Genomic DNA, 12307 nt, shown 5'->3' on the forward strand with positions numbered 1-12307 from the left:
GCCGTGGCGGGTTGTGGGCTGCATGACTTCCTCAGACCACGACACGCCCTTCGGCCGCATCGGCATCTGGAGCTCCGCCCTGCGCTCCCAGGACGCCGAGAGTCTCGCCCGGATCACCGATGCGGTGGCGGAGCTCGACGAGCTCGGGTTCGGCACCGTGTGGCTGGGCGGCAACCCGTCGGTGGCCGATGCCCGTCACGTCGTACAGGCCACCCGGCGCGCCACCGTGGCCACCGGAATCCTCAGCATCTGGGACCACGACGCGGCCACCGTGGCCGCGGAGGCCGCCCAGCTGGAGAAGGAGGCGCCGGGCCGGTTCGTCCTCGGGATCGGGGTCAGCCACAGTGCGCTCGCGCCGCAGTACGCCAAGCCGTACTCCGCGATGGTTGCGTATCTGGACGGGCTGGACGCGGCACCGGAGCCGGTGCCGGCCGAGCGGCGGGTGCTGGCCGCTCTCGGGCCCAAGATGCTGCGGCTCGCCGCCGACCGTGCCGCCGGGGCGCATCCGTACCTCGTCACCGCGGAGCACACCGCCCAGGCACGTGCCGCGCTCGGCAGCGAGGCGCTGCTCGCGCCGGAGCTGAAGGTCGTGCTCGACAGCGATCTCGAGCGGGCGCGTGCCACCGCCCGCGAGACCCTCGCGATGTATCTCCAGCTGCCCAATTACACCGACAACCTGCTGCGGCTCGGCTTCGCCGAGGAGGACCTCAACGGCGGCGGCAGCAACCGCCTCCTCGACGCCCTCTTCGCGCTGGGCGATGTGGAGACCGTCAAGGCCCGCCTGGACTCCTACTACGCCGCGGGCGCCGATCACGTCGCCCTCCAGGTCCTCGACAAGGACGCGGACCGGCACGCCGGTCTGCCGCGCGCCCAGTGGCGCGAGCTCGCCACCGCGCTCGGGCTGACGGGCTGAGCAGCGCCTGAGAGCTGCGGACGCAGCGGCCCGGGACCTGTCCGGTCACCGGGCCGCTGTTTTGCCGGTCCTTTACTATGGATAGTCCCCCCGCTGCTGGATACACGGACTCCGCAGCGCATTTCCCGAGGAAAGGTGTGAGCGTCCAGCCATGGGCGACCCTCCCAGTTGCAGTCGACATAGCGCGAACCTCCCGGTCCTGTTCGATCATGGGACGGAGGTGACCCGATGACCGAGCTGCTCCTGTTGGCCGTGGCGTTCCTGCTGACCCTGGCCTGCGGTGTCTTCGTCGCGGCCGAGTTCTCGCTGACGACCGTCGAGCGCAGCGACCTCGAGCGCGCCGCCGAGCGCGGCGAGCGCGGCGCAGACAGCGCTCTGAAGGCCGTACGCGGCCTGACCTTCCAGCTCTCCGGCGCCCAGCTGGGCATCACGGTGACCGGCCTGGTCATCGGCATGCTCGCCAAGTCCTCCATCGCCGCGCTGCTCACCGGCCCCCTGGAGGCCATGGGGCTGCCGCGGTCCGCGGGCGAGAGCGCCGCGCTGATCCTCGGTACGGCCATTTCGACGGTCGTCCTGATGGTCGTCGGCGAGCTGGTGCCGAAGAACTGGGCGATCTCCAGCCCGCTGCCCATCGCCAAGCGGGTGGCCACGCTCCAGCGCGGCTTCAGCGCCATGTTCCGGCCGCTGATCGGCCATCTGAACAACACCGCCAACCGTGTGGTGCGCCGGATGGGCCTGGAGCCGGCCGAGGAGCTGGCCTCCGCACGCGGCCCGCAGGAGCTGGTGGCGCTGGCCCGGCACTCCGCGAAGGAGGGCGCGCTGGAGGCGGACACGGCCGAGCTGTTCGTCCGTACGCTGAGTCTCGCCGACCTCACGGCGGAGAACGTCATGACCCCGCGGGTGCAGGTCACGGCCCTGGAGGTGCAGTGCACCGCCGAGGACGTGGCCAACGCCACCCGCGCGACCGGCCTGTCCCGCTTCCCGGTCTACCGCTCCAGCCTGGACAGCGTCGTCGGGGTGGCCCACATCAAGGACGTACTGGCCATACCGGCCGAGCGGCGGCGCCGGCACCCGGTCGCGGAGATGCTCCGCGAGCCGCTACTCGTACCGGAGACGCTGCCGGTCAATGAGCTGCTGGACCGGCTGTCGGGCAAGCGGACGATGGCCGTGGTGATCGACGAGTACGGCGGCACGGCCGGCGTCGCGACGCTGGAGGACATCGTCGAGGAGGTCGTCGGCGAGGTCGTCGACGAGCACGACCCGATGGAGACCCCGGACCTGGCCCCGGCCGGCAAGGACGAGGACGGGCGCACGCTGTACGACGCGGACGGCGCGGCCCGTTCCGACCAGCTGGAGCGGATCGGCCTGCGGATGCCGGAGGGCCCGTACGAGACGCTGGCCGGGCTGATCGCCACGGAGCTGGGCCGCATCCCGCAGGACGGCGACGAGCTGACGGTCGCCGGCTGGCGGATGGACGTCGTGGACGCGTCCGGCCACCGGGCGGCGCGTGTACTGCTGCACGCCCCCGCACCGGGTGACGAGGGCGCCGCCCGTACGCACGAGGAGGCCGCCCGATGACCGCGCTGCAGCTCTTCATCGGCCTGCTCACACTGGTCGTCAATGCCTTCTTCGTGGGCGCCGAGTTCGCGCTGATCTCGGTGCGCCGCAGCCAGATCGAGCCGTACGCCGAGCAGGGCGACCGCCGGGCGCGCAGCGTCCTGTGGGGCCTGCAGCACGTCTCCGCGCTGATGGCGGCTGCCCAGCTGGGCATCACGCTGTGCACGCTGGTACTGGGCGCGGTCGCCGAGCCGGCCATCGCCCACCTCCTGGAGCCGCTCTTCCACGTCACCGGCGTACCGGAGTCCCTGGTCCACCCGGTGTCCTTCGTGATCGCGCTGGCCCTGGCGACGTATCTGCACATGCTCTTCGGCGAGATGGTGCCGAAGAACATCGCGCTGGCCGCCCCGGTGCGCAGCGCGCTGCTGCTGGGGCCGCCGCTGGTGGCGATGGCCCGGGCGCTGCGCCCGGTGATCTTCGCGATCAACTCGTTCGCGAACGGGCTGCTGAAGCTGTTGCGGGTCGAGGTCAAGAACGAGGTCGCCGCGACCTTCTCCGACGCCCAGCTGGTCAAGATGGTGGAGGACTCCTCCGACGCGGGCCTGCTGGACGACCGGGGCGCCGAGCGGCTGCGGGACGCGCTGGAGCTGGGCCGCCGCCCGGTCCGTGACGTGGTCCTGCCGGCCGAGAAGGTGGTCTCGGCGCGCCTCGGCATCACCCCCGAGGGGCTGGAGGACCTGTCCGCGCGGTCCGGCTTCTCCCGCTTCCCCGTGGTCGACGGCTCCCGCCGCATCCTGGGCTATCTGCACGTCAAGGACGCGCTGGACGCGATGCCGCGGGACCTGCCGTTCCAGGTGTCCTCGATGCGGCCGATCGCCCGGGTGCGGGCGGCGACGCCGCTGGACGACGTGCTGACGGCGATGCGCGGCTCGCGTACCCACCTGGCCGCCGTGATCGGCGACGACGGACGGCTGGCCGGGCTGGTCACGATGGAGGACGTGCTGCGGGAACTGGTGCTGCAGCACCGGCCGGCGGTGTAACGGCTCCGGCTCCGCGCGAGCGATCCTGTACTGCGTATAGGATCGCTCGCGCCATGGAGATGAGTGCTCAGTACACCAGTTTTGTCGCGGTCGGGGATTCCTTCACCGAGGGCATGTCGGACGCGCTGCCGGACGGCTCGTACCGCGGCTGGGCCGACCTGCTCGCGGCCCGCCTCTCCGCCCGTACACCGGGCTTCCGGTACGCGAACCTCGCCGTGCGCGGCAAGCTCATCGGCCAGATCGCCGAGGACCAGGCGCCCGCCGCGGCGGCCATGGGCGCCGACCTGATCACACTGGTGGGCGGCCTGAACGACGTACTGCGCCCGAAGTGTGACGTGCCTCGCGTGTGCGCACTCCTGGAGGAGGCCGCGGCACGACTGGCCCCGAGCTGCAAGCAGCTGGTCCTGATGCGCAGCCCGGGCCGGCAGGGCCCCGTACTGGAGCGCTTCCGCCCGCGCATGGAGCTGCTCTTCGACCACATCGACGAGGTCGCGCGCCGGCACGGCGCGCTCGTCGTCGACCTCTACGGCTCGGCGTCGCTCGGCGACCCGCGGCTCTGGGCGGACGATCGCCTCCACCTGACGGCCGAGGGCCACGAGCGCGTCGCCGAGGCCGTCTGGCAGACGCTCGGCCTTCCCCCGGAGGCGGACTGGGACGCCCCACTGCCGCCACCCGTACCGCCGGGCTGGGTGGCCCGCCGCACAGCGGACGCCCGCTTCGCCCGGACACACTTGGTCCCGTGGATAGGCCGCCGCCTGACGGGCCGCTCCAGCGGCGACGGCCGCCCCCCGAAGCGCCCGGACCTCCTTCCGTACGGGGAGGACTGACCACACACGCAGCACCGGATGGGCCGCGCACAGCCACGTGCGCGGCCCTTTTGCATGTCTCGAACGGTGGGGCTGGAACGGTATGGACAGCCAACACATCACGCAAGATGCGTTAACAACGGCGATCTCTTCTGCTAAAACTGCTGCCCGTCCCTGTTGGCGCACCCCCGTCCCCGAGGTGGCACCTTCATGCCTACATCCCTGCCCGCTCGCTCCCCCGTCGGCAGACGCGCCCTCCTCCGAGGCGCCGCCGCCGTCGGTGCCGCCGGGCTGCTCACCGCTTGCGGCCGCGCCGCCGGCGCGTCCTTCGACGCGGGCGCCGCACCCTGGCGCCGGTACGCCGGCACCACGCTGAACTTCATCTCCGAGAACACCGCGCCCACCGCCGCGATCGCCGCGAACCTCGTGCCCTTCACGGAGCTGACCGGCATCCACGTCAACATCGTCACGCTGGAACTGTCCGCGCTCGCCCAGAAGGTCGCGCTGGACCTGGCCTCCGGCAACGGCGAGTACGACGTGGTGTACGCCGACCCGTACCAGGTCCTCGCGCCGTACGCGGCCGCCTTCGCCGACCTGCGGGAGTTCCAGGAGAACCCGGACCTGCCCCGGCTGCCCGGCGGGTTCGGCGACTTCGTCGCGACGCACCTGGACGCGGCCGGGCGCTTCGAGGACGAGGAGAAGGTGCTGGCGCTGCCGTACGACTCGGCGACCATGATCTGGCAGTACCGCGCCGATCTCTTCGCGAAGTACCACGACCGGATGGCCGCCGACCTCGGGTTCGACCCGACGCCGTCGGACGGCACGACGTGGGAGCAGTACTACGCGATCGCCCGCTGGTTCAACGAGCACACCGACGAGGTGAAGTACGGGACCGGGCACCAGGCGAAGCAGCACGACTCGCTGATGTGCGACTTCTCGAACGTGCTGTGGGCGTACGGCGGGGACTACTTCGACGACGGCGCGCGGGTCGGGAGCCTGGGTGCCACCGCCCCCGGGCGGTGCCGGCTGGGGTCCGAACGGGCCGTGGCCGCGGCCGAGTTCTACCAGCGGCTGCTGAAGATCGCCGACCCCGGGTCGCGGACCTGGGACTGGGACGGGCTGGGCGCCGCGTTCCGGGCCGGGCGGATCGCGATGTGCCCCAACTTCCACGAGTACGCGGCATCCAACGAGGCCGTCATGCCGGGGAAGGTCGGGTACGCGCGGCTGCCGAAGGGGCCCGCGCGGGCCGCCGGCATGTACGGCGGGACCGGCATCGCGATATCCGGCGTCGCCCCGAAGCGGCGCCGCGAGGCCGCCTGGCTCTTCGCCAACTGGGCGACGGCACCGAAGACGCAGCTCGCCGGGCTGGCGAGCAAGGTCGGCGGCGGCACCCCGACCCGTACGTCGGTGTACGCGGAGCGCGCGGTGCTCCGCGCCGAGCACCGGCCGACGAAGCTGCCCAACATGCTGACCGCGAAGGCCCTACGGGAGACCTGGCGGCCGGCCAACATCGGGCTGCGGCCCAAGATCCCGATGTGGGGCGAGTGCGACACGGCCGTCTACACCCAGCTGTCCGGGCTGCTCGCCGGGGACGCGTCCCCGCGCGCGACGATGCGCGCCGCCGCCGAGCGCATCGACAGGATCACGGCACGAGGGTGGGTGGCCTGAGCATGACGACGCCTTCCGTACGGGCAACGGCGCCGGACACCGCCGCCACCGCGCCCGGCACCGGGTGGCCGCGCCGCCGCCGTCCGCTCCCCGGCTTCCACGGCCGGATGATGGCCCCCGGCATCCTCGTCCTCGCCGCGGTCTCCGTGCTGCCGTTCGTGGCCGTGGTGGCGATGAGCTTCTCCCGTGTCCATCTGCTCGGCGGCCTCGGGCTGGAGGGCGTCGGCCTGGACAACTGGGGGCGACTGTTCGCCGACCCGGACATGGCCTGGGCCTGGGTCCGCACCGCCGCGTACTTCGTCCTCACCGTCGGCGGCGAGATGGTGCTCGGCACGCTGCTCGCCGTCTGCCTGTGGCGGCTGCGGCGCGGCCGCAACGCGGCGCTGAGCCTGGCACTGCTCCCGATGTTCGTCGCGCCCGTGATCGTCGGGCTGCTCGGCCGCTTCCTCACCGACTCCACGTTCGGCCTGTACAGCTGGCTGCTGCGGCAGGTCGGGTACCACGGCGACATCATGGGCGACCGGGCCGGCGCGTTCACGGCGGTGACGCTGATGGACATCTGGGAGTGGACGCCGCTGATCGCGCTCATCGCGCTGGCCGGGCTGACGTCCGTACCCGCGAGCGTCCTGGAGGCCGCGGCCCTGGACGGCGCGGGCATAGTGCGCACGCTCCGGTACATCGTCCTGCCGTCCCTCACGCCCGTACTGCTCGTGGCGCTGCTGATCCGGTCCATGGACGCGCTGCGTTACTTCGACATCATCTGGAACACCACCGGCGGCGGCCCGGCCGACGCCACCAAGGTCGCCTCCGTACGGCTCTACGAAACGGCCTTCCGCTTCTTCGACTTCGGGTACGGCGCCGTGACCGGCCTGCTGATGCTCGCCGTGACCACCGTCGTCGCCCGCTTCTTCGTCCGCCTCCTCGAACGGAAGGAGCTGCCGCGATGACCACCGCCGCTCTCGAACGCGGTACCCGTACCGCCCGCTGGACCGTCCGCGTCCTCGTGCTCGTCGCCCTCGTGTGGACCCTCGTACCGCTGGGCTGGATGCTGCTGTCGTCCCTGAAGGCCACCGGGGAGGTCACCGCGCCGACCCCCAGTCTGTCGTTCGCGCCGACGCTGGAGAACTATCGGCGGCTGTTCAGCGGCGGCAACTCGCTCTGGCCGTACCTGCGCAACAGCGTGGTCGCGGCGGGCGCTTCGGCGCTGCTGGCCACCGCGCTGGGCGCGCTCGCCGGCTACGGCCTGGCCCGCAGCAGGATGCGAGGCAAGCACCACCTGTCGTTCTGGATCATCTCCACCCGGATGGCACCGATGGCGGCCGTGGTGCTGCCAATCTTCCTGATCTTCCGCTGGCTCGGGCTGATCGACACCCTCCCCGGCCTCGTCCTGGCCTATCTCTCCTTCAATCTGCCCTTCGCGATCTGGCTGCTCAGCGCCTTCTTCGCGGAGGTACCGCCGTCCCTGGAGGAATCCGCGCTGGTGGCCGGGTGCGGCAACTGGCAGGCGTTCCGGCACGTCATCCTGCCGCTGACGCGCCCGGGCCTGGTGACCACCTTCGTACTGTGCCTGGTGTTCTCCTGGAACGACTACGCCTTCGCGCTGGTCCTCAGCGGACCGCACACCCAGACCCTGCCCATCGCCGCCAGTCAGCTGGTCACCCAGACCGGCATCGACTGGGGGCAGCTGACCGCCATCGGGACCGTCGTGGTGATCCCGATGATGCTGGTCGGCCTCGCCGTACGCCGGTGGCTGGTCACCGGCCTGACCATGGGAGCCGTGACCGGAGAATGACCCACACTTCCGACCTTCCGGAGACGATGCGGGCCGCCGTGCTCGTCGCACCGAAGCAACTGGAGATCCAGGAGCGCCCGGTGCCCCGGCCGGGGCACGGGCAGGTGCTCGTACGCGTCGAAGCCGTCGGCGTGTGCGGCTCCGACGTGCACTACTACGAGCACGGGCGGATCGGCGACTTCATCGTCCGCTCCCCCATGGTCCTCGGGCACGAGCCGGGCGGCACGGTCGTCGCGCTCGGGCCCGGCGCCCGGCGGCACACCCTGGGGCAGCCGGTCTCCATCGAGCCGGGCGTGCCGTGCGGCCGCTGCGCCCAGTGCCGGCAGGGCCGGTACAACCTCTGCCCGGACGTGTCCTTCTACGCCACGCCGCCGGTGGACGGGGCGCTGTGCGAGTACGTCGCCGTGGACGAGGACTTCGCGCATCCGGTGCCCGAGTCGCTGGGCACGGAGGGCGCGGCGCTGCTCGAACCGCTGTCGGTGGGCGTCTGGGCCGCGCGGAAGGCGCGGATCGCGCCGGGGGCGCGGGTGCTGGTGACGGGGGCCGGGCCGATCGGGCTCGTCGCCCTGCAGAGCGCGCGGGCCTTCGGGGCGAGCGAGGTCGTGGTCACCGACGTCGCGCCGCAGCGGCTCGCCGTGGCCCGCGAGCTGGGCGCCACCGCGACCGTGGACGCGCGGCGGACGCGGCTCGCCGACACCGGGTACGAGCCGGACGTCCTGCTGGAGTGCTCGGGCGCGCCGGCCGCCGCCGAGGAAGGACTGCGCGCGCTGGGCCGGGCGGGGCGTGCGGTGCTGGTCGGGATGGGCGGGGACACCATCCCGCTGCCGCTGGCGCATGTGCAAAACTTCGAGATCGAGGTCACCGGTACGTTCCGTTACGCCAACACCTGGCCGACCGCCATCTCGCTGGCCGCTTCCGGCGAGGTGGATCTGGCCCGGCTGGTCACGCACCGGTACGGCCTGGAGGACAGCGGGGTGGCGCTTACCGCGGGCGCCGCCGATCCGGCCGCGATCAAGGCGGTGGTGCGCCCGCAGATCGGCTGACGGCGCGCCGGGCCCGGGCGCGGCGCACGAGAGGGAACGCACGAGGGAAGGAGGGCCGGGTGCCCGCCAAGGCGCGGCTGTCGCAGGCAGCCGTCGAGGACCGCCGGCAGGACGTACTGAAGTACGTCGTCGAGCGGGGCGAGATCCGCATCGACGACCTCGCCGCGCACTTCGGCCTCAGCCTGATGACCATGCACCGCGATCTCGACGACCTCGCGGGGCGTCATCTGCTGCGCAAGGAGCGCGGACGCGCGGTCGCCTTCCCGGCCCTGACCATGGAGACCGCCACCCGCTTCCGGGAGGGCGCGCACCGCGAGGTGAAGAGCGCTCTGTGTGCCGCCGCGGCCCGGCGGATCCGGCCCGGCAGCACGCTGCTCATCGACGACTCGACCACGCTGTACCCGCTGGCCGGCCTCCTGGCGGCGATCGACGGGCTCACCGTCGTCACCAATTCGGTGGGGCTGGCCCAGCGGCTGACCTCGGGGACCGGGGCATCCGGAGCGTCCGGCGGGCCGGCCCGGTCGGCGCGGTCGGGTCCGGAGGTGACGCTGCTCGGCGGGCAGTACCAGGGCGACTTCAACTCCTGCACCGGACGTGAGGTGACGCGGGGGCTGTCGCGGATCCACGCGGATCTGGCGCTGATGTCGGCGACGGCGGTGCACGGCGGTCGCCTCTTCCATCCGCTGCCGGAGTTCGTCGAGGTCAAGGAGGCGATGCTGGGCGCCGCCACCGGCAGCCTGCTGCTCGCCGACCACTCCAAATTCGGCACGACCGCCACGTACTGCTACGGGGACGCGGCACTGTACGAGGCGGTGATCACCGACGCCGGCACGGATGCCCGCGAGGTCGCCGCCGTGCGTGAGCTGGGCGTCGAGGTGGAGACGGTACCGGCGGAGCCGCGCGGCTCGTAGCGGGGGCCGTGCGGCTTGTGGCGGGGTCGGGCGGCTTGTAGCGGAGCCGCGCGGCTTGTAGTAAGCCACAATCCGGACCGTGGCGCCGGCCTGCGCAAACGAACAGTAGAATCGGCTCACGTGACTGCAAAGCCCCGCATCCCCAATGTCCTGGCCGGCCGCTACGCCTCCACCGAGCTGGCCGTCCTGTGGTCCCCCGAGTACAAGGTCAAGCTGGAGCGGAAGCTGTGGCTCGCCGTGCTCCGCGCGCAGAAGGACCTCGGCGTTGAGGTGCCCGAGCAGGCCCTCGCCGACTACGAGCGAGTCCTGGACAACGTCGACCTGGCCTCCATCGCCGAGCGCGAGAAGGTCACCCGGCACGACGTGAAGGCCCGGATCGAGGAGTTCAACGCCCTCGCAGGGCACGAGCAGGTCCACAAGGGCATGACCTCCCGCGACCTGACCGAGAACGTCGAGCAGCTCCAGGTCCGCCTCTCCCTCGAACTGATGCGGGACCGCACCGTCGCCGTCCTCGCCCGGCTCGGCAAGCTGGCCGGCGAGCACGCCGAGCTGGTCATGGCCGGCCGCTCGCACAACGTCGCCGCCCAGGCCACCACCCTCGGCAAGCGCTTCGCCACCGCCGCCGACGAGCTGCTCGTCGCCCACGCCCGCCTCGAGGACCTCCTCTCCCGTTACCCGCTCCGCGGCATCAAGGGCCCGGTCGGCACCGCGCAGGACATGCTCGACCTGCTCGGCGGCGACGCCGGCAAGCTCGCCGAGCTGGAGCAGCGCATCGCGGGCCACCTCGGCTTCGCCCAGAACTTCACCTCCGTCGGCCAGGTCTACCCCCGCTCGCTCGACTACGACGTGGTCACCTCCCTGGTGCAGCTGGCCGCCGCGCCCTCCTCGCTCGCCAAGACCATCCGGCTGATGGCCGGCAACGAGCTGGTCACCGAGGGCTTCAAGCCCGGCCAGGTCGGCTCCTCGGCGATGCCGCACAAGATGAACACCCGCTCCTGCGAGCGCGTCAACGGCCTGATGGTCATCCTGCGGGGCTATGCCTCGATGGCCGGTGAGCTCTCCGGCGACCAGTGGAACGAGGGCGATGTGTCCTGCTCCGTGGTGCGCCGCGTCGCGCTGCCGGACTCCTTCTTCGCGCTGGACGGCCTGCTGGAGACCTTCCTGACCGTCCTGGACGAGTTCGGCGCCTTCCCCGCCGTGGTCGCCCGCGAGCTGGACCGCTACCTCCCCTTCCTCGCCACGACGAAGGTGCTCATGGGTGCCGTGCGCGCCGGCGTCGGCCGCGAGGTCGCGCACGAGGCGATCAAGGAGAACGCCGTCGCCGCCGCGCTCGCCATGCGCGAGCAGGGCGCCGAGCGCAACGAGCTGCTGGACAAGCTCGCCGCCGACGACCGCATCCCGCTGAACCGCGACCAGCTGGCCGAGGCGATGGCCGACAAGCTGTCCTTCACCGGCGCGGCCGCCGACCAGGTGGCGGCCGTGGTCGCGCGCATCGAGGAGATCGCCAAGGCGCACCCCGAGGCCGCGGCCTACACCCCCGGCTCCATCCTCTGACGCCGGTCTCCCCATGCCGCGCTTCACCCCCGAAGAGCTGGAAGCCGCTCGTGACCGCCTCGTCCCGGACGTGGCCGCGAGCGGCCTCCGGGTGCTCTTCTGCGGCATCAACCCGGGCCTGATGTCGGCCGCGACCGGCCACCATTTCGCCCGGCCCGGCAACCGCTTCTGGCCGACGCTGCACGCCGCCGGCTTCACCCCCCGGCGGCTGCGGCCGGACGAGGAGCAGGAGCTGCTGCGGTACGGCGTCGGCATCACCAACGTCGTGCAGCGGGCCACGGCCCGCGCGGACGAACTGACGCCGGAGGAATTCGCGGAGGGCGGCCGCCAGCTGGAGGAGAAGGTGCGCCGGCTGCGGCCCGCGTGGCTGGCGGTCGCCGGGGTCACCGCCTACCGCGCGGCCTTCGGCGACAAGCTCGCCAAGGTCGGGCCGCAGGAGCGGACCATCGGCGGCGCCCGCATCTGGGTACTCCCCAACCCCAGTGGCCTGAACGCTCACTGGAACCCCACCACCCTGGCGGAGGAGTACGGCCGGCTCCGCGAAGCGGCGTTCGCCGAGGACTGACCGCCGCCGTCCGGCCACACCGCCACGACCAGCTCGTACGGCAGGAAGTCGGCGGCTCTGCCCACGCCGGTCGCCACGCGGCAGTCCCCGACCTTCCAGACGTGTGCCGTCGTGGTCAGGGCGGACAGGTCCGCCAGCGGCGGCCACACCGGCAGGCCCATCGCCGACCGCTCCAGATGAGGCGTCAGGTCCAGCACTTCGGGCGGGCCCCAGCGTAAGGACAGCACACCGTCCAGCGCCTCCCGTTCCGCTTCGAACTCCTCGGCGACCGCCCGCTCGTCCGCCGGGTCGGCGTCCCAGTACTCCTCGCTCACGCGGAGCCGGAGAAGCCGACCGACGTCGCCGGGCACGGAGAGCGCGGCGTCAATCGCGGTGTCGATCGCGGACAGGTGACCGGAAAACTGTTGCTTCGTCATGTCACCAGTAAAGACCCGGGGTCTGACAATCGGTCCGTCACA

Annotated in this window: 12 protein-coding genes; 11 read left to right on the forward strand and 1 reads right to left on the reverse strand. The window is 72.1% G+C overall.

What is annotated here, in order from left to right:
- The first annotated feature begins 22 nt into the window (after positions 1 to 22).
- From AB0I82_RS12420 to mug, 11 genes are all read left to right on the forward strand, one after another.
- On the forward strand, positions 23 to 913 hold the full coding sequence (locus AB0I82_RS12420) for an LLM class F420-dependent oxidoreductase (RefSeq protein WP_363257158.1): 891 nt from the start codon (positions 23 to 25) through the stop codon (positions 911 to 913).
- Between the two features lie 228 nt (positions 914 to 1141).
- Positions 1142 to 2491 (forward strand): hemolysin family protein, encoded by a 1350-nt coding sequence (locus AB0I82_RS12425; protein WP_363257159.1) that lies wholly within the window; start codon positions 1142 to 1144, stop codon positions 2489 to 2491.
- On the forward strand, positions 2488 to 3510 hold the full coding sequence (locus AB0I82_RS12430; protein ID WP_363257160.1) for a hemolysin family protein: 1023 nt from the start codon (positions 2488 to 2490) through the stop codon (positions 3508 to 3510). The genes AB0I82_RS12425 and AB0I82_RS12430 overlap by 4 nt, the downstream gene beginning before the upstream one ends.
- A gap of 53 nt (positions 3511 to 3563) precedes the next feature.
- The gene (locus AB0I82_RS12435) at positions 3564 to 4337 is read left to right on the forward strand and encodes an SGNH/GDSL hydrolase family protein (protein WP_363257161.1); all 774 of its coding nucleotides are present in this window, start codon (positions 3564 to 3566) and stop codon (positions 4335 to 4337) included.
- A 189-nt stretch (positions 4338 to 4526) separates the two neighbouring features.
- Complete coding sequence (locus AB0I82_RS12440) at positions 4527 to 5984, forward strand: extracellular solute-binding protein (RefSeq protein ID WP_363257162.1); 1458 nt, start codon at positions 4527 to 4529, stop codon at positions 5982 to 5984.
- 2 nt (positions 5985 to 5986) lie between these two features.
- On the forward strand, positions 5987 to 6931 hold the full coding sequence (locus AB0I82_RS12445) for a sugar ABC transporter permease (RefSeq protein ID WP_363257163.1): 945 nt from the start codon (positions 5987 to 5989) through the stop codon (positions 6929 to 6931).
- The gene (locus AB0I82_RS12450) at positions 6928 to 7776 is read left to right on the forward strand and encodes a carbohydrate ABC transporter permease (RefSeq protein WP_363257165.1); all 849 of its coding nucleotides are present in this window, start codon (positions 6928 to 6930) and stop codon (positions 7774 to 7776) included. The genes AB0I82_RS12445 and AB0I82_RS12450 overlap by 4 nt, the downstream gene beginning before the upstream one ends.
- Positions 7773 to 8819, forward strand: coding sequence for an NAD(P)-dependent alcohol dehydrogenase (locus AB0I82_RS12455; protein WP_363257166.1), 1047 nt, complete (start codon positions 7773 to 7775; stop codon positions 8817 to 8819). The genes AB0I82_RS12450 and AB0I82_RS12455 overlap by 4 nt, the downstream gene beginning before the upstream one ends.
- 59 nt (positions 8820 to 8878) lie before the next feature.
- Positions 8879 to 9730: a DeoR/GlpR family DNA-binding transcription regulator gene (locus AB0I82_RS12460; RefSeq protein ID WP_363257167.1), complete on the forward strand. Its 852-nt coding sequence runs from the start codon at positions 8879 to 8881 to the stop codon at positions 9728 to 9730.
- Positions 9731 to 9850: 120 nt separating this feature from the next.
- The gene (gene purB, locus AB0I82_RS12465) at positions 9851 to 11284 is read left to right on the forward strand and encodes an adenylosuccinate lyase (RefSeq protein ID WP_363257168.1); all 1434 of its coding nucleotides are present in this window, start codon (positions 9851 to 9853) and stop codon (positions 11282 to 11284) included.
- Positions 11285 to 11297: 13 nt separating this feature from the next.
- Positions 11298 to 11849: a G/U mismatch-specific DNA glycosylase gene (gene mug / locus AB0I82_RS12470; RefSeq protein ID WP_363257169.1), complete on the forward strand. Its 552-nt coding sequence runs from the start codon at positions 11298 to 11300 to the stop codon at positions 11847 to 11849.
- Here the strand turns inward: mug and AB0I82_RS12475 are convergent.
- The gene (locus AB0I82_RS12475; RefSeq protein WP_363257170.1) at positions 11780 to 12265 is read right to left on the reverse strand and encodes a hypothetical protein; all 486 of its coding nucleotides are present in this window, start codon (positions 12263 to 12265) and stop codon (positions 11780 to 11782) included. The two genes, mug and AB0I82_RS12475, sit on opposite strands and share 70 nt — an antisense overlap.
- Positions 12266 to 12307 lie beyond the last annotated feature (42 nt).

This window comes from Streptomyces sp. NPDC050315, assembly GCF_040655775.1.
GTDB lineage: Bacteria > Actinomycetota > Actinomycetes > Streptomycetales > Streptomycetaceae > Streptomyces.